16 protein-coding genes are annotated in these 17,310 nt (G+C 54.4%); 3 read left to right on the top strand and 13 right to left on the bottom strand.

Annotated features, from left to right (window positions below):
• Positions 1–238 precede the first annotated feature (238 nt).
• Positions 239–1,258 (top strand): LacI family DNA-binding transcriptional regulator, encoded by a 1,020-nt coding sequence (locus L6H98_RS08285; RefSeq protein ID WP_236414370.1) that lies wholly within the window; start codon positions 239–241, stop codon positions 1,256–1,258.
• Between the two features lie 173 nt (positions 1,259–1,431).
• On the opposite strand, the gene L6H98_RS08280 is transcribed toward L6H98_RS08285, so the two are convergent.
• From L6H98_RS08280 to L6H98_RS08270, 3 genes are all read right to left on the bottom strand, one after another.
• Positions 1,432–2,325, bottom strand: a complete 894-nt coding sequence (locus L6H98_RS08280; protein WP_236414248.1) for an NAD-dependent epimerase/dehydratase family protein — start codon at positions 2,323–2,325, stop codon at positions 1,432–1,434.
• A gap of 146 nt (positions 2,326–2,471) precedes the next feature.
• Positions 2,472–3,191 (bottom strand): class I SAM-dependent methyltransferase, encoded by a 720-nt coding sequence (locus L6H98_RS08275; RefSeq protein WP_236414247.1) that lies wholly within the window; start codon positions 3,189–3,191, stop codon positions 2,472–2,474.
• A 31-nt stretch (positions 3,192–3,222) separates the two neighbouring features.
• A complete protein-coding gene (locus tag L6H98_RS08270) occupies positions 3,223–4,203 on the bottom strand; it encodes a Gfo/Idh/MocA family oxidoreductase (RefSeq protein ID WP_236414245.1) in 981 nt (326 codons plus the stop codon).
• A gap of 209 nt (positions 4,204–4,412) precedes the next feature.
• On the opposite strand from L6H98_RS08270, the gene L6H98_RS08265 reads away from it, so the two are divergent.
• Positions 4,413–5,006 carry a bifunctional transcriptional activator/DNA repair enzyme AdaA gene (locus L6H98_RS08265; protein WP_236414243.1) on the top strand — a complete coding sequence of 198 codons (594 nt, stop codon included), beginning with the start codon at positions 4,413–4,415 and terminating at the stop codon, positions 5,004–5,006.
• A complete protein-coding gene (locus L6H98_RS08260; protein ID WP_236414241.1) occupies positions 5,003–5,821 on the top strand; it encodes a radical SAM protein in 819 nt (272 codons plus the stop codon). The genes L6H98_RS08265 and L6H98_RS08260 overlap by 4 nt, the downstream gene beginning before the upstream one ends.
• A 136-nt stretch (positions 5,822–5,957) precedes the next feature.
• Here the strand turns inward: L6H98_RS08260 and L6H98_RS08255 are convergent, their stop codons facing one another.
• The 10 genes from L6H98_RS08255 to L6H98_RS08210 all read right to left on the bottom strand — a co-directional run bounded on the left by L6H98_RS08255 (position 5,958) and on the right by L6H98_RS08210 (position 17,258).
• Positions 5,958–7,064: a Gfo/Idh/MocA family oxidoreductase gene (locus L6H98_RS08255; RefSeq protein ID WP_236414239.1), complete on the bottom strand. Its 1,107-nt coding sequence runs from the start codon at positions 7,062–7,064 to the stop codon at positions 5,958–5,960.
• Between the two features lie 56 nt (positions 7,065–7,120).
• Positions 7,121–7,849 (bottom strand): ThuA domain-containing protein, encoded by a 729-nt coding sequence (locus tag L6H98_RS08250; RefSeq protein WP_236414237.1) that lies wholly within the window; start codon positions 7,847–7,849, stop codon positions 7,121–7,123.
• Positions 7,850–7,921: 72 nt separating this feature from the next.
• Positions 7,922–9,094, bottom strand: a complete 1,173-nt coding sequence (locus L6H98_RS08245) for a Gfo/Idh/MocA family oxidoreductase (RefSeq protein ID WP_236414235.1) — start codon at positions 9,092–9,094, stop codon at positions 7,922–7,924.
• Positions 9,095–9,143: 49 nt separating this feature from the next.
• Positions 9,144–10,193: a LacI family DNA-binding transcriptional regulator gene (locus L6H98_RS08240; protein WP_236414234.1), complete on the bottom strand. Its 1,050-nt coding sequence runs from the start codon at positions 10,191–10,193 to the stop codon at positions 9,144–9,146.
• A 278-nt stretch (positions 10,194–10,471) separates the two neighbouring features.
• Positions 10,472–11,548 carry a class II fructose-bisphosphatase gene (glpX, locus tag L6H98_RS08235; protein ID WP_236414233.1) on the bottom strand — a complete coding sequence of 359 codons (1,077 nt, stop codon included), beginning with the start codon at positions 11,546–11,548 and terminating at the stop codon, positions 10,472–10,474.
• A gap of 715 nt (positions 11,549–12,263) precedes the next feature.
• A complete protein-coding gene (locus tag L6H98_RS08230) occupies positions 12,264–12,656 on the bottom strand; it encodes a DUF2752 domain-containing protein (protein ID WP_236414232.1) in 393 nt (130 codons plus the stop codon).
• The gene (locus L6H98_RS08225; protein ID WP_236414231.1) at positions 12,643–12,993 is read right to left on the bottom strand and encodes a DUF4234 domain-containing protein; all 351 of its coding nucleotides are present in this window, start codon (positions 12,991–12,993) and stop codon (positions 12,643–12,645) included. Before L6H98_RS08225 ends, L6H98_RS08230 begins: the two co-directional genes overlap by 14 nt.
• Before the next feature lie 380 nt (positions 12,994–13,373).
• Positions 13,374–13,910 carry a (2Fe-2S)-binding protein gene (locus tag L6H98_RS08220; RefSeq protein WP_236414230.1) on the bottom strand — a complete coding sequence of 179 codons (537 nt, stop codon included), beginning with the start codon at positions 13,908–13,910 and terminating at the stop codon, positions 13,374–13,376.
• The gene (pucD, locus tag L6H98_RS08215; RefSeq protein WP_236414229.1) at positions 13,907–16,306 is read right to left on the bottom strand and encodes a xanthine dehydrogenase subunit D; all 2,400 of its coding nucleotides are present in this window, start codon (positions 16,304–16,306) and stop codon (positions 13,907–13,909) included. The genes L6H98_RS08220 and pucD overlap by 4 nt, the downstream gene beginning before the upstream one ends.
• A gap of 31 nt (positions 16,307–16,337) precedes the next feature.
• Positions 16,338–17,258 carry an FAD binding domain-containing protein gene (locus L6H98_RS08210; protein WP_236414228.1) on the bottom strand — a complete coding sequence of 307 codons (921 nt, stop codon included), beginning with the start codon at positions 17,256–17,258 and terminating at the stop codon, positions 16,338–16,340.
• Between the last annotated feature and the right edge of the window lie 52 nt (positions 17,259–17,310).

Raw genomic sequence — 17,310 nt, 5'->3', positions numbered from 1 at the left:
ATAACTTTGGTTAAAAACACCGATACAATCTCTGCGCATGGGACCTCATTTTCAATGGATATGTACTTCACCCTTCTATGATGTAAACAGCCATTTTAGGCAAGAAGGATGCTGTGAAAATGAAGTCTTTTGTTAGTAGGGTTATCGGTAACCCTAACATAGCATGCACTTCTCTTGCTGTCAATCGAGGTCATCCTATAAAATGGGAGGAACATCACCCGAGAAAGGTTCGATCGCATTGATTACGATTTATGACATTGCCAAAAAAGCCAACGTCTCCGCGATGACGGTCTCCAAAGTCATCAATCAGACGGGGCGAATCAGCTCCGCAACGCGTGAACGCGTGCAGCAGGTCATTGACGAGCTCGGATATATTCCGAATTCAAACGCACGAAGTCTCGTGCTTCAGCGTACCGGCATACTGTCCCTGCTCATTACCGATATTACCAATCCGTTCTACACCACCTTGGCACGGGGAGCGGAGGATGCAGCCCATGAACGCGGATACCGCCTGCTGTTCGCCAACAGCGATGAAGATTACGGGAAGGAGAAAAGTTATGTCGAGGCCCTGCTGTCCACTCGGGTCGACGGCGTACTGTTTGCGCCTGCCGGAGACCGATCGCTGGACCATTTGCAGCAATTGCAGGCACGCAGCATTCCGTTTGTCATTCTGGACCGCACCGTTCCGGGCATCACGTCAGACGTTATTGCCGGCGACAGCCGCGAAGGCGCCCTCCAGCTGATGCGTTACCTCGTGAAGCTCGGCCACCGGCGCATTGCGCTCGTCAATGGTTCTCCCGATGTGTCGACGGCCCGCTTGCGGGAACAGGGGTATATGGAGGGATTGCAGGAAGCCGGACTAGATGCCGATCCATCCTTCGTGCTGCGGACAGACTACCGGGAGTTCCGGGACGAGCAAGCGCTCCATTCATTACTGGACGGCCCGGACGGCCCTACGGCCATTTTTGCCGCGAACAATCTCGTTGCGATCGGAGTCATTCGGATTTTGCGAAAAAAAGGGCTTGCCGTGCCTGACGACGTTTCGGTCGTCTGTTTCGACGATCTGGATGCAGCGTCCGCGTTCGATCCGTTCCTGACCGTTGCGGCGCAGCCGGCCTATGAATTCGGCGCCCGAGGCATGCGGATGCTGATCGATCGGATCGAGGACAAGGCGCCAGCCGAGCCCCAGACGGTCATTCTGCCATCGGAGCTGCGCATACGCGCGTCGGCGACTTCACCACGATCTGCACCGTGGTGAGTGATGGAGCAATTTGCTGAATACGCGGATGGTTCCGGGTATGGTTTCATCCGCCGCTTGATAAACAAAGACCATGCATCGCGTTGGATGCATGGTCTCTTTATAATAACCGCGTATGCTCAGCTCGATCGTAGATTCGTGGTCGCATTAATCATACTTTGGGACATTATCGTTCAAACGTTGGATTGAAGCGCGAGCGCGACTTCTCTGACAAGACCCGGGAACCAGTCCATCAATGCCTCGAACGAATACCCTTCCTGCTCCGCTTTCGCTGTATCCATGAACCACGATTGCGCCACGCCGAACGGCGACATGTCTTCCGGCCCTGTCCGGGTCAGGATCTGGGCCTGCATGCCGGTCACGGTTTCGATCAGGTTCATCATCGCCGACAGGGTGATCGTGCCTTTGGATGCAGCGTTGACAGGACCCGTCAACGAATGTTTGCCAAGCCATGCGAGAAACCTCGCCGCTTCGGTCGAGTTGATGAAGGCGATCTCCGCATCTTTGTTCGGAATGCCGATCGGCTTGCCCTTTTGCACGTGTTCGACATGGAAATGCAGACGTTTCGTATAATCATCGATGCCGAGCACGATCGGGATGCGCATCGCAGCCACCGGAAAATCAGCCTGTTGGAAAAATACCGCCTCCGCCATCCGTTTGCCCTCCCCGTAGGAGAAATCGTCGCGGCCTCCCGGTTGGACCGGATATGTATATGGATCAAAATCGGTCTCCGTAAACCCGGGGCGCGGATCGCCATAGACGGACAACGTTGACGTCAGCACATAACGCCGCGTTCTTCCCTTGAAGGCCTCACAAGCGGATGTGGCGTCATTCGGCGAATAACAGATGTTGTCGTAGACGACATCCCAGTGGTCCGACTGCGCGGCAGCCGCAAGGGATTGCGGATCTTCCCGGTCCAATTTGATCCGTCTCACCTCGTCTGGGAAACCTGGATCCGTATTGCCGCGCGTAGCGATCGTAATCTCCGATTGGCCTTCCCATAACAGATGGTCTACCAGACGTTTGCCAAAGAAACGCGTACCGCCAAGAATAAGCACTTTTTTCATTCCCATTTAACCTCCTCTGCACGTTCTGACTTAAAACCAAATTATAACGGGCGTTGACGAAGAAGAACAAATTCCGGAAAGCGGCAACCTGCCTGATTTCAACCACTGATGTTCCTCAGCGGAGGAAAAATCACTGCCTGATAAGATCATTTTCGGATGATTAGCATCGTGTGTGCGCCCGACTGGAACTCGTATGCGGTCTTCACTTCCGATACGGAATACCCGGAATCCGCCACCGAAGCCAGCAGCTCATCCATTTGACTGTAGCGTTTCCCCGAACGATCTGCCGTAGGGAAAATGCGCAGCTCCCCTTTGGTCACCCGCAGCAGCTCCCGCAAGGTACGCACATGGAAATCCAGATCCAGCTGATCTGCGTAGGTAAAAAGGAAATGGGCCGATAACGTCAAATCGAACCATTCATCCTCAAACGGCAGACCAGGCAGCACGGCTGAGACATAACGTTCCGGAAAGTTGGCCATGTCATCGGTACTCTCTCTGAGCGCACGCAATCGTTCCACTTTCAGGCCGTCGATCGACCCGTGCTCCTCCCAACGAAAGCCGTCGCTTACTTTGGACAACTGCCGCATCGTATGATCGATGTCTGCCTGCCCCTTCAACCTTAAACTCTCCAAATCAAACGCATACGCGATATCGGCCGCAACGGCACGGGCACCGAGCTCGCAGGCTCGCGCCGTAAAGGAACATGCGCCTCCCGGACAATCCAGAATGGATGTGCCACGCAGTTCTTCCGGACGAAGATCGAACATGCGCACGTATTCTTCAAACGTTCTTCCGATAAACACGATCTGGTCCAGCTCCAAAGCGGACGACCGTCCCGTTTGCTCGTCTCTTCTGTTCTCGCTCATCTCTACTCGCCTCGACTTTCCAATTTTTCATTCAATCATTCGGGAAAACAAGTCCGATTTGCTTCCGAATCCGATCCATGACCTGCATCGTGACCAGGGAGCGTTCATACGTATTGATGTCCGACTCTCGTCTGCCCTCTTCGATCAGCTTCACGAACTCCTCCACCTCATAATACATGACCGGGTGCGTCTGATCCGCCGCAATGTTCTCGACGGTGCCGTCGTTGTACCGGATTTCGGCCTGTTCAGGGGATCCGATTTTGTCGATCAGGATGCTGCCCCGTTCGCCCATAATTTCGGTAGGAACATAGGAATTCGAAATTTTCGAATACGTCACGACGGCTTCCAATCCTTCATAATTCAAAAGGACGCTGCCCTGGCCGTCCACGCCGGAATCCAGCATCATCGCTTGCGCCTGCACCTGCTGCGGTGCGCCAAACAGGGTAATCAGCGGATACAGGCAGTACACCCCAAGATCCATCAGCGCCCCGTTCGCCAGTTCCGGTTTAAATGCGTTCAGCACGACGCCTTCCTTGTATTTGTCATAACGCGAGGAATACTGGCAATAGCTGGCCACGTATTTGCGAACAGGCCCGATTTTGTGCAGATGCGATTGCACCATCCGGAACACGGGCAGCACGGTCGATTTCATGGCCTCCATCAAGAGGACATCGTGCTTGCGCGCAACCTCGATCATGCGACCGACTTCGGCGCTGTTGGCCGCCAAAGGCTTCTCGCACAACACATGTTTGCCGTTACGCAGAAACAATTCTGCCTGCGCGGCATGAAGCGTATTGGGCGTAGCGATGTATACGGCATCCAGATGCTCGCTCGCTGCCATTTCTTCCAAATTCGTGAACCGATGTTCTGCTTGATATTGATCGGCAAAGGCATTCGCCTTCTCCGCGGTTCTCGAAAAGACGGCCGTCAACTCGAAACCTTCGACCTGCACGGCAGCCTCCAGCAGCCTTTCCGTAATCCAATTCGTACCTACCACGCCAAAACGAACCATGTCTACCTACCTCTTTCATCGATGAGTAAATATTATTATCAGTCTCCAGTACATTGTAGCTTATATTGCATTCAGATTGAAGGCAGCACCTCACCTCATCGCATGCTCTATTGGACTTCTCAGAAATTCGTTTTGAAATCTTGCTTTTACGTTCTTTCACCGTTGTTGACGATCTCAAGACGGTTATAATGGAACTGGAGGTGAGTGCCATGAAACATGCCGCAGACCGTCGAGCCGGCGCAAAATCGTTATCCTTGAGCGAAGAACACTGGAAAGCCATCATCGGCAACGATGCGTCCTGGGACGGGCGATTCTTTTACGGCGTCGCGACAACAGGCATCTTCTGCCGTCCTTCCTGCAAATCCAAGGCTCCGCTTCCCGAAAACGTTCTGCTCTTCGCAAACGCCGATGAGGCGCTGAATCGCGGGTTTAGACCTTGCAAACGCTGCAAGCCTACGGGAAAACGGGTTCCGGACCAGGAATGGATTGCCGTCGTTACCGACTATATTCATGTCCATTATGCCGAAGCAATTACGCTGGACGCATTGGCCGCTGCGAGTCACGGCAGTCCCTATCATTTGCACCGCGTATTCAAGCGGGTCACCGGCATGACGCCGGTTCAATACATTCAAACGAAACGGATGGCTGCGGCCAAAGGCTTGCTGCGCGACCAGAGCCTTTCCATTGCCGAGATCGGGCCCAAGGTCGGCATACCGAATGCCGCTTATTTTAGTACCCTCTTTCGAAAATCGACCGGCCTCACGCCCGCACAGTATCGGGAAAAGTTAGGTGATGACTCATGAAAGCGACCATTTTCCATAAAAATCCAAAATCGCTGATGAACAAAGGGAGCGGCTTCCTTCAAGGGTATTCCCACACGTTGAATCCGTACGCCGGATGTTCCTTTGCGTGTTCATATTGTTATGTCAGGCAGATGCCGGTGGCGCTGTTTCGCGGTGAGGCCTGGGGCAGTTGGGTCGATGTGAAGCAGCAGGCCGCCGCCGTGTTTGTCCGCGAGCTCAAACGTGCCAAGGCCAAAGGTCCTGTGACGATATTTATGTCCTCCAGCACCGATCCTTATCAGCCAGTCGAACATAAAGAACGTGTCACGCGCTCTTTGCTGGAGGTGATGGCCGACGATCCACCAGACTTCGTGCTGGTCCAGACCCGCAGTCCTCTCGTCACCCGGGATATCGACCTGCTTCAATCCTTGGGTCAGCGCGTGCGTGTAAGCATGACGGTGGAAACCGATCTGGAGCATGTCCGCAAGCTGTTCAGCCCGGCTGCGCCGCCGATCGCTGCAAGATTAAAAGCGCTTGCCGCACTGCGCGACGCAGGCATTCCGACGCAGGCAGCGATCGCTCCGGTTTTGCCAAGCAGCGAACGATTCGCTTCCCTGCTGAGGCCGCTTACGCAGCGCATTTGCATCGACGATTATTTCATGGGCGACGGCAGCGAAGGCAAACGCACGCGCAGGCTTGGCTTGGATGTCCTTTATGAAGAAGGCGGATATGAGGAATGGTACGGTCCGGATGCTTACCGAATCGTGCTGGAGCGCATGCGGACATGCTTCTCCTCGGACGAAATCCGGATCAGCCAGGCGGGTTTTGAACCTTGAACCTTATATCGGTAAACCTTGAATTATTGTAACTCGATCGTGAAAAGCAGCAGCCCCGCCTCCTTAATGATAAGGACGCGGGGCTGTTTTCATGGTCTTGCAGCCGGTTGAATGAGCTGCTATTGACGAAGTTTTTTTATTGATCCAGCGTATACAACGGCAAGTTCTCCGGCAGCGCCGCCGGACGTTTGCAGGTGCTCTTCATCTCGTAGAACGTTCCGGTATCGGAGGAGTCATGGAAGGCCCACATGGCTTCAAGCACATGGTATGCCAATTCCCCGCTTGCCCGATGAGCGCGGCCGCTGCGCGCAGCGTATGCCATATCCGCAACGCCGATTCCGCGCGTGTTTTCCTGATAGCCGGGAAGCAGCGGAACCTCGGTCCACTCCTGCTCGCCCGTCAAGCGATACCGGACCGGACCGCCGAAGGTGTTCGGATCGGGAACTTGCAGCGTGCCGTGCGTTCCATAAACCTCGATCGGAGGCAGTGCGCTCCCGCCAAATACGTCAAAGCTCGTGATGAGCGTGCCGATCGCCCCTTGCTCGAATTGCAGCAGACCCGTTACGTGCGTCGGAATGTCCACTTGGATCGTTTGGCCCCGCTTTTTCTCGCTGCTAATGGTGCGTTGGTCCATGGCCTTGCCCGTCATGCCCGCAATTTTGGAGATCGGTCCGAGCAGCTGCACCAGTGCCGTCAAATAATAAGGACCCATATCGAACATCGGGCCGCCGCCGGATGCATAGTAAAACTCCGGATCCGGATGCCAGTGCTCGTGGCCGCGGCTCATCATAAAAGCGGTCGCAGACATCGGCTTGCCGATTACCCCGTCTTCGACGAGTTTCAGCGATGTCTGAATGCCGGAACCGAAGAACGTTTCGGGTGCGCAGCCGACCAGCAAGCCCTTTTCGCGGGCAAGCTCCAGCACGGCTTGACCTTCTTCGCGGGTAACGGCAAGGGGTTTTTCGACGTAGACGTGTTTGCCTGCTTCAAGCGCCTTCAAGCAGACATCCGCATGTACGGCGGGGATCGTCAGGTTGATGATCAGTTCGATTTCGGGATCCGCCAAAATCTCTTCCACCGAATATACTTTCGGAACCTGATAGGCAGCAGCCTGTTCCTCCGCGCGCTTCCGGTCGATATCTGCTACGGCTGCAAGCTCGAGCACCTCGAATCGGTGGCAGTTTTCCATGTAGATGCCGCTGATTTTGCCGCAACCAATAATGCCGACTTTCATTTTGTCCATGATTGTCCGTACTCCCTTCGGGCGTATATTGAATTGTTGGAGCCTCTTTATGCGCGTTATACCGTTTGATTATCCGCCATGCCTGTGTATGCTTCCGTGCTCGCAACATTCCGTTCTTTGGCCACGGCTTTGCCTGCCGCCGCCCATTTGAAACCGCTGCGCATCATTTCGGACACGGGTTTCATGTCCACGATGTCGGCATGGTGTCCGAGCGAGTTGTAGAACACGCGGCCGGCTCCCCAGCGCTTCGTCCAGACAACAGGCATGTCGACAGGACCGTTCGCCGCATGAGGACCGTTAACGATCGGGAAGCGGGTTGTTGCCAATACTTCCACCGCAGGATCGACATGCAGGTAATATTGCTCGCTTTTGACTTCGAAGTCTTCGATATGATCCAGGAGCGGGCTTGATCCGCGCTTCATGTTCACCGTGTACTCGACGCCATCGTTGCCGGGATGGGCAACCCATTGTCCACCCGTCATGAACTGCCAATCAACGTTGTTGCGGAACGCGTCGCACATGCCGCCGTGGCAGCCTGCAAGACCGACCCCGCTCTGTACGGCCGCGGATACGTTATTGACCAGCTCTTGTTCAATCTGCCCCATCGTCCACAACGGAACGATCAGATCCAGGTCAAGCAGTTTCTGTGCATCGGCGTAGGAGTCCAGCGTGTTGGATACCTCTACCTCAAATCCTTCTTCCTTCAAAATGCGTTCAAAAATAGCCGCTACCTGTTCCGGTTCGTGACCATCCCAGCCACCCCATACGATCAAAGCTTTGCTCATCGCCAATCACTCGCTTTCCCGAAAGTTTGTTATATTCGCTGCCATGGCACTTTGTACTTTGTTTCCTCAACCCTACATTTCTTCCAGTCCGACCCAACGCCGTTCCGTTACGGAACGTTCCACGGCTTCCAATACGGCCTGACAAGCTACGCCGTCATGGAAGCTTGGCTGAGGCTGGCGTCCTTCGGAGATCGCCGTCACCAGTTCCAGCATTTCATGCGTGAACGTATGCTCGAAGCCGATCGTGTGCCCAGCCGGCCACCAAGCCTCGGCATACTTATGCGCCGCATCGGTCGCAAGCACGCGCCGGAAACCTTGCACATCTTCCTCATCCTTCGTGAAGTACACTTCCAACTCGTTCATGCGTTCGAAATCGAAGCGCACGCTGCCCAAGCTGCCGTTGATCTCGAACGAATTGGTGCTGCGATGGCCTGCCGCAAAACGAGTCGCCTCGAAACTGCCCACCGCACCGTTCTCAAAACGTGCGAGGAACAAGGTCGCATCATCCACCGTAACTTCGCCCATCGGCGCATCGGTGCCCGAGTTGCCTTTAGCGGTCAGTCCGGTCATTTCCGAAGCCAGCGGACGCTGCTTGATAAACGTTTCGCTCATGCCGATGACTTCCTTGAATTCGCCGACCAGGAAACGCGCCAGATCGATCAGGTGGGCACCAAGATCGCCGTGCGAACCGGACCCGGCTACGTCTTTTTGCAGGCGCCAAACGAGCGGGAACGATGGATCGAGAATCCAGTCCTGAAGGAAGAACGCGCGGAAATGATAAATTTTGCCGAGACGTCCGCTCTCCACCAGCTCCTTCGCCAACTGCACGGCCGGAGAGAAGCGATAGTTGAATCCGACCATGTGGGAAATGCCCGCTTCCTCCGCTGCCTGAAGCATTTCGCGGGAATCCGCCAGCGAAAGCGCCAGCGGTTTTTCGCAGAAGAGGTGCTTGCCCTGCCGTGCCGCTTCAAGCGCGATTTCCTTGTGCGCGTCGCTCGGCGCGTTGATATCGATCAGGTCGATGTCGTCGCGCTTCACGAGCTCCCGCCAGTCCGTTACGCTTTCAGCCCATCCGAACTGCTGCGCAGCCGCTTGAACTCCCTGCTCGCTCCGTCCGCAGATCACGGACATCTCAGGCTGGAGCGGAGCCGAAGGGAAGAACATCGGCAGAGCGCGGTAAGCGTTGCTGTGGGCCTTCCCCATGAATTTGTATCCTACCATTCCGACACGAAGACGTTTTGACATGATCGTTTCCTCCTTTGGAAATTGCCATCGTTAACATTGCAACCAATTTTTAAGCTTTACGTTCCGAAGACGCCCGGATGATGAGCTTCGTCGGCAGCAGCTGCCTTGCCGGGTTGAACGCCGAGCTTTCATCTTCCGTGTAATCGCTTTCGCCAAGCGAGTGGCGAATCAGCTTTGCGGCGGCCAGCTCGCCCATTTCGTAAAAAGGAACCCTTACGCTGGTTAGCGGCGGAACCGCCATCTCTGCTGCGTCGGAGTCGTCGTAACCGACGAATGCCGGGAAATCGCCTATAGCTATGCCGCGCTCGCGCAGGCCATGCATGACGCCAATCGCCATCCGGTCATTGGCCGCGAACACCGCATCGATCTCGCCGATCCGATCCGCAATGGCTGTGGCAGCCTCCATGCCGCTCCTGCGGCTGTAATTGCCCTGCAGGAGAAGATGCGGTTCAGCTCCCAGCCCAGCCTCCGCCAAGCCGATACGAACCCCCTGCAGGCGCTCCTGGCTGTTCGAATAACGGTCAGGACCGTTGAGGAACGCGATTTTGCGGTAGCCTTGATCTGCAAGATGCCTGATGGCCAGCCTGCTGCCCTCCACATGATCCGCATCCACTTCCATGAACGATTCGCCGGCAAAATGCTGGTTCATCACGCAGAACGGATGCCCTTCATCATGCAGTTCCCGCAGGGCCGCCAGTTCGCTCGGGTCATCTTGCGCCCCTAGAATGACGCAAGCGTCCACCTTATGGCGTCGAAACAGATCCGCATAGTCCATCACTTCGTCCGCCGTTCTGAACAGAACGAGCAAGTCCATGCCGTTGTCCCTGGCCTTGCTGCCGATGCCGCTTAGCATTTCCGAGAAGAAATAGGCCGAAAATAGATGGGCCTTTGGAACGTACGGCAACACAACGCCCAAATTTCCGCTTTTGCTGCGTGCGAAACGGCTGGCGAGCGCGCTCGGTACGTATCCCAACTTTTTGGAAGCTGCAAGCACTTTGCGGCGCGTTTCTTCCTTGATGGGGCCTACCCCGTTAAGCACGCGGGATACGGTGGCTTCGGACACGCCTGCAAGGTCCGCGACCTCTTTTCGCGTAGCCATCGCCTCACCCCTCTCATGTAATTATGAAATCAAAAGTTAACGAAACAGGGCATAAACGATGGTGTGATCAACGCTCAATCCCTCGGTTAACTTTTATGTACGCGCGTACATTTTCTCATGTGTTGTAAACGTTGTCAATACTTTTTACGTAAAAAGGACGGGCTCTGACCATAAGCAGAACCCCTCCTTTTTTGTCTTGTCTTTATTCGATGCAAATCGGGTGAACATCTTTTATTTTAAGCTGCAAAAAGACTGCTTGCTTTTATTTCCCTGATAAACTAACCGCTTACTCCCGTTACTCCGGCATCGGCGGAAGACTGGCTGAATTCGGCCTGTTCGAACACTTTCGGAATGCGATCCGCGGGCTTCGGTTTGGACTGCAGCTGTCTGACTTTATGAAGCACTTCTTTATTGGGAAGGAAATGCATGGAGCGAATGAAGCGGATCGTTTTGGTTTTGGCCCGCATTACGATCGAATAGGTCTCTGCCCGATCATCCGCAAGATATCGGACGCCTCCCAGAATTTCGCCGGGGGTTACGCCCGTCGCGGCGAAAATGACGTCTTCCGTGCCGATCATGTCTTCCATCGTCAGCACCTTGTATGGATTATCGATCCCCATCTGCAAGCAGCGTTGGAATTCGTCCGCATTGGCAGGCATCAATCTGCCCTGTATTTCTCCTCCGAGGCAAGATAATGCCGCAGCTGCCAGAACCCCCTCCGGCGCTCCCCCTGATCCAACATACAGGTCGATGCCTGCTTCAGGAAATGCCGGCGCCATCGCCCCTGCCACGTCGCCGTCGCTGAGGAATTTGATGCGCACGCCCACTTTGCGCAGCGTTTTGATCGTGCTTTCATGTCTTGTGCGGTCCAGGATCATGACCGTTAAGTCCGAAATGTTTTTGTTCAGAGCGGCAGCCGCCTTTTCAAGCGTCAATTCAATCGGATCTTCAATGCTGACTTTACCTACCAATTCAGGCCCCACGGAAAGTTTCTCCATATACATGTCCGGGGCGTGCAGCAAATTTCCTTTTCCCGCCACTGCAATAACCGATAAAGCGTTGTTCAGCCCCTTGGCGACAATTTCGGTGCCTTCGAGCGGGTCAACCGCCACATCCACCTCAGGCCCTTCGGCATTGCCGACTTCTTCGCCGATGTACAGCATGGGCGCTTCATCCATTTCTCCCTCACCGATTACTACCGTGCCGCGAATGGACACGGAATCGAACATGGCGCGCATGGCCAAAGTAGCCGCTTCATCTGCACTGTTCTTGTCTCCCCTACCCATCCATGGGGCAGAAGCCAATGCTGCCAATTCTGTTACTCTGACAATTTCCAACGCCAGTTCGCGTTCCATTTTCCCACTTCCTTTCCAGTTTTCCAAAGCATACAGGCAGAACGGAGTGGAAATCCATCGCAAATCGGTATGAAAATGATCTAAGACATGCCTCTCCCCATGCCATTTCAAAATATTAACTTTATTGCAGTTAGACGTGGGACCTTCTAAGCGGACCGATTTTCAATCCATTTTCAACGAAGATCATGGATGCAGAGGCTGAATGCCGACCGCTTTTTTGAAGGAAAATACCTCCCATGACCGTGTGCACGTCATATTTACCATCCAAACCGCATATTATAGCTCGATAATTCATGAAACAAGGGAATGTTAACATTTTTATTATGGAGTATGTCGCCAGAACTTCGGCGAGTTCATTTTTTCGAAAACGATTTTCATGAGATCACAGCAGGCCTTGATCAGCTTCGAAAAATGGTAAAAATGGAACGATGAAGTCGGTGCAATCGAGGAAAGTTGTATAGGAGGTTTGATGCGGGAATGCTTTATTTTCAAACTTTTCAATCGAATCCTTGCATAGATGCTGCTTATAGGGGCCATCGAAAAATATAAGTTTACATAATAATAATTACGTATAGAATAGTCGTGAATTTTCCCGGAATGAGTTTTTGCGATTTATTTACGTGGTCAAAATAGAAAAAAATGAAGCCGCTCAAGCAACAAAAACAAAAGAAAAACAGGCATGCCCTGTCGGACATACCTGCTTCATCCCTTATTTTCACCCCAGCAACGTGGGTGCCATCCAACCGAACATAGGGGTGTTCCTCATCATGCCGAATAACAGGGTTAGCCCCAGCATGCTGGCCATAATGGCGTTTTTGGTCATGTCCCACTTGTATTTCGATGAGATGGTATATGCCAGATACATGGGTGCTAACACAAACACAAGCATATTAAAGCGGAAAGCCTGAGGCAGATCCCCCTGGATCAAAGAGAGGAGCGTTCGGGTAATCCCGCAACCCGGGCAGTATAATCCCGTCATTTCATGAAAGACGCATGGAATGCTTAATCCCGTCCAAGGCAGCCATACCTTTAAATACGCATAACCCGTAATTCCTAACAGGATGGTGCCAACCGCCTTTTTTCGAAAGGGGGTATTAATGCGGAGCATACGAATACTTGTTCAGTTCCGACTGCATGAGCGCGTAGTTGATAATTCCCAAGCCGAACAGGCTGAGCACCAGATAGAGCACGGAGTTATCCGTTATGTATTGGGAACGCTGCTGCTGCACATAAGCCAGATGTTTACCCACCTGGTAAGACCAGATGAAGGTCCAGATCCCGCATGTGATAATGGAGAGCAGAAGATGTTTGCCGCCGGTGAAGTCTCGATCTCCGCTAAGTCTCCCTGTATCCTCGGTAATCGTATAGAACCAATACAGTCCATACAAACCGCAAGTAATAAGAGTAAGTATTACCGATAACGCTACGCTTCGATTTGCTACCATTGCAAAATCCTCCTGGATGCCGTGTTATTCCGATCGAAATTCACTCATGACCCGGCCGGAAAACCGTATTTTCTTTTTTGCGTGCTAAATAGACCCTATGCACTCGATCGGGTATCTGGTGACTCCATGGATCAAAAAACACCGGAATCGCATCATTCACCTCCTGCGTCTGTTTGGGGCTGTTCAGCGTCCTGCTCTATAAATCAAAACTTCCTTTCCATTATATTCCGTCATTATCGTTTCGTACATATCATTTTCGCGTTTTTATCGCATGGTTCCACAAAAAACGATTGCTTTTCTTTGTTGTTCAACGACAAAAACCGCCACTTCGGACGGTTCATTCCCGGCAACAAGGTTTAACTTTGGCATTTTTGTCCGTGTCATCCTGATTTGGAAGCATTCCCTTGGGAACCGGCGGATGTTGAACACTCGGTAGGGTAGAATTCTCGAGCCTTGCTCACTGCTCTCAATATACCCCCATATCCGGTGCACCGGCATAGATTGCCGCACAGTGCCGTTTCAATCTGTTCTTGAGTCGGCTGCGGATTCGCATCCAATAACGCCTTGGCGGAAATGATCATGCCGGGAGTGCAATATCCGCATTGAAACCCGCCTTCCTCGACAAAAGCACGCTGGATGGGGTGAAGATCCTCCTTCCCTTCGCCGTGCAGGCCTTCTATAGTGGTGATGGCCTTGTCTGCACATTGATAGGCCATGACGAGGCACGAATTGACGGGAACATCTTCGACCAGCACCATGCATGCGCCGCAACGCCCGATTTCGCACGATACTTTGGTTCCCGTCAGCTTCAGCTCGTTTCGCAGCACATCTACAAGGCGAGTCGACGGATCCACGTGCAGTTGCTTTGTCTCACCGTTTACGATGGCGTTCCACTCGGTTCCTCGTGGCTCTTTCATCCATGACTCACTCCTTCCTCAAGCGGTACATCCAGCGGCCTCATCAATTGCTCGCGTGAAACCGGCAGCCGGGTCAACCATTCGCCTGTAGCTTGATGGATTGCTGCCGTGATGGCCGGCGCCAACGCAACCGATCCGATCTCGCCGATGCCCCGAGGACCGTACGGGTCCCCTTCCGGCAAATCCTCGATCGCTTCCACTTCCAAGGACGCATGGATATCGCGAATGGTTGGAATCAGGTACGTATCGAGATTCGTGGTTACGTAGCGGGAATCTTTCATCACTGCATCTTCCGTCAGAGTAAAGCCAAGCGCCATCACGCTGCCGCCTTCGATCTGTCCCAAGAAACCCATCGGGTTGATGACAGGCCCTGCGGCAACCACATGGCGCGTATCCAGCAGCCTGGCTTCACCCGTTAACGTATTGACCTCCACCTCGGCAGCCACTGCGGCATACGTATAAAGATAGTGCCCGCCGACAACGTTGTCCGGGGTAGTCGGGTACTCAAAACGCGTATCGAATACCCAATCCTCGGGTTCGCCCTGCTGAACCAATGCTTGATATGACACGATGGCAGCAGGTCCACCCGACCTTGTGCCAACTCGCACTTTATCTTCATTTCTCGTTATCTCCGGCAACCCTGTTTCCGGCTTTTCAGCTTCGCTCCCATCCTCCATGCAGGCCAGATCTTTCGCGCGCCATACGCCTCCTGGCCCGGTCGCCAGTTCATCCTTCGGGATTCCCGACAAGCCTGACGCTGCCTCAAGTACTCTGGCGCGAAAGGGAACCTGAAGCCGCTGCAAAGCCATCCAGGCCATCGTGGTCGAGCGCGAGGCCGTGCTCGAACCGCTGTGCGGAACCTTGTCGGTATCGCCGATGACGATGCTGAGGTCGGACCGGCTGCATTGGAACAGATCGCACAGCATAATTTCCAGCGTCGCCACGAGCCCTTGCCCGAATTCTTCGTAGCCGAACGCGGCTTCGATCCGTCCCGACGCGTTCAGCGACAAGCGGCCCCCTGCGGGATCGGGAATGCCGTAGCCCAGCCCTGCGCCGTGCATGGCGATGGCCGCGCCAACGCCCCGTTTGATCCATGGCGGCAGATTTGCAGCCGCTTGAGGACGCAGGCGCTTTTGCCATAGCTCCGAACGGTCCATGGCTTCCCATACCTGCGCCAACCCATCCGTGACGAGAATGCGCTGGTTGAGCGGTCCCGGATCGGTTTTGGCCCTCAGGTTCCGTCTGCGGAATTCCCACGGATCCATGTTCATGATTGCGGCAAGACGATCCATCTGGCCCTCCATCGCAAAGATCGCCTGGTTCCCTCCGAATCCGCGGAACTCGCCCGATACGCCATTGTTGGTGTATACCGAGACCCCCTCCACGTCCACGTTCGGGATCGCATAAGGACCGAGGCAATGTTCCGTGGCAAAATTAAGCACCGGTGCTCCCAAGGTGGCATAGGCTCCGGTATCCGCGGTAATGCGGACTTTATGGGCCAGTATCATGCCTTCGGGGCTGATGCCTGTTTGCATTTCGATTTTCATCGGATGCCGCTTCAATCCCGCCCGAACCGATTCCTTACGGGAGTTGTGCATTTTGACCGGACGTCCGCAACGTAATGCCAACAATGCGCCGTACGGCTGTACGTTGAGTTCGTCCTTGCCGCCGAACGATCCGCCGATCGGAGATGATACGACCCGGATATCTTCTTCCGAACAGCCGATAATGCGGGCCAATTGCATTCGGTCTTTATAACCATGCTGCGTTGCCGCGTATACATGAAGCCTTCCATCCCGTTCCGGAACGAAAAGCCCGCCTTCCGTCTCCATGTACGCATGCATTTGCCTTGGCGTGTAGTATGTTTCGGTCACCACATGCTCGCATGCGGCAAAAGCTTCCTCCACGTTGCCGCGTTTGATCTCGGTTCGATGGAGCACATTGCCCGGTCCGTGCTCATGCAGCTCCGGGGCTTCAGGCGCCAAGGCGGCATCCGTGCTATCGAGAGGGACGAGCTCTTCATAGCTCACCCGGATCGCTTCCAGCGCAAGCGCTGCGCGTTCGGGCGTATCCGCGGCGACGGCGGCAACGGCGTCGCCGACATAACGAACGACATCTTCGCAGAACACGGGTTGGTCAGGCGTGGCGATTCCGAAGCGATTTAATCCCGGGACGTCCTTGGCCGTCAGCACCGCAAGAACGCCTTCCATGGACTCGGCTTCTTCTGTATGAATGGACAATATCCGAGCATAAGGGTGCGGGCTGCGCAAAACCCTTCCATATACCATGTCCGGCAGCGACATATCGGTCAGATATTGAAGCTGCCCCGTTACTTTGCCCGCCCCGTCGGGGCGAAGATGCCATCGTTTGCCGCTGTTTTCCCGATGAATCAGCATGTACCCGCTCCCCTTTCATATCGATCTCGGTTTATGATCGGCCAAGTGCTTCCCACAAGCCGCCTCCCAGCAGATTGCCCGCCGCCTGGCTGCGGTAGAGGTCTGTGGCAAATGCGTCTCCATAGGTCAAGAATTCGGAAGCTGCAGCCTGGCTCAGCGCTGTTGACTGTTGAATGTCCGCTACCTTGCCGCCAAGCAGTGCCTCCGTTTCGTTGAGGCGCATCGCCAAACCGGATCCTCCGCCTGCCGCAATGCGAACTTCGATCCAGCGTCCGTCTGACCCGATGAGTCCGTGATAAGCAATGGTGACCAGCGAAGCAGTGAACGTCTCCCGTCGGCCCAGCTTCCGGAAGAATGAAACCTGCTTCAATGTCAACGGCTGTTCCTGGCATGCAGTCCCGATTCCGTTTGCCGAACTCAGAGGGAGCTGAACGGCCAGCAGCATGCGATGAGGATCGTGTTTCCCCGTCTTCATTTCCGCCAGCCAAGAAGAAAGGCTCTGAACCTGTATGCCCGCGTCCGTCATCCACTGCAAGCCTGCGTCATATACCAATAAGGCCGGAATAGCATCGCCTACGCCGGACACCACATTGCCGCCAATCGTCGCCAGGTTGCGAATCGATGGGGCCGCAATGGCCCTCGCGGCATCCTGCACCAGCGGGAACCGCTGCAACAATGGATTCGCCGCACATTCATTCAACGTATTCAGCGCCCCGAGCACAAGCCGGTCCTCTTCTACGAAAATCCCGGATGCCTCCGCAATTCGTTCAAGGCTGATGAGATGCCGGGGGAAAGGGGCGATCCCGCCTTCCCACTGCGTGCGAAGCAGCGTGCCGCCCGCCACGAATATAAAGTTATCGCCACAGCGTTGTTTTGCCATTTGCAGCTCATCCAGGTCTGCGGGCTGCCATACATGTGGTCTTGCACCCGATCCGTATGCCGGAACAGCCATTATGCCCCATCTCCTTTTTCTTTCATGGTTCTGGCGTCGGGGATCGATCCAA

Source organism: Paenibacillus sp. JJ-223 (genome assembly GCF_927798175.1).
In the GTDB taxonomy this organism is placed as follows: Bacteria; Bacillota; Bacilli; order Paenibacillales; family Paenibacillaceae; genus Paenibacillus; species Paenibacillus hubeiensis.
Note: the sequence above shows the minus strand (reverse complement) of the source record. Positions and strands in the feature narration are given on the sequence as shown.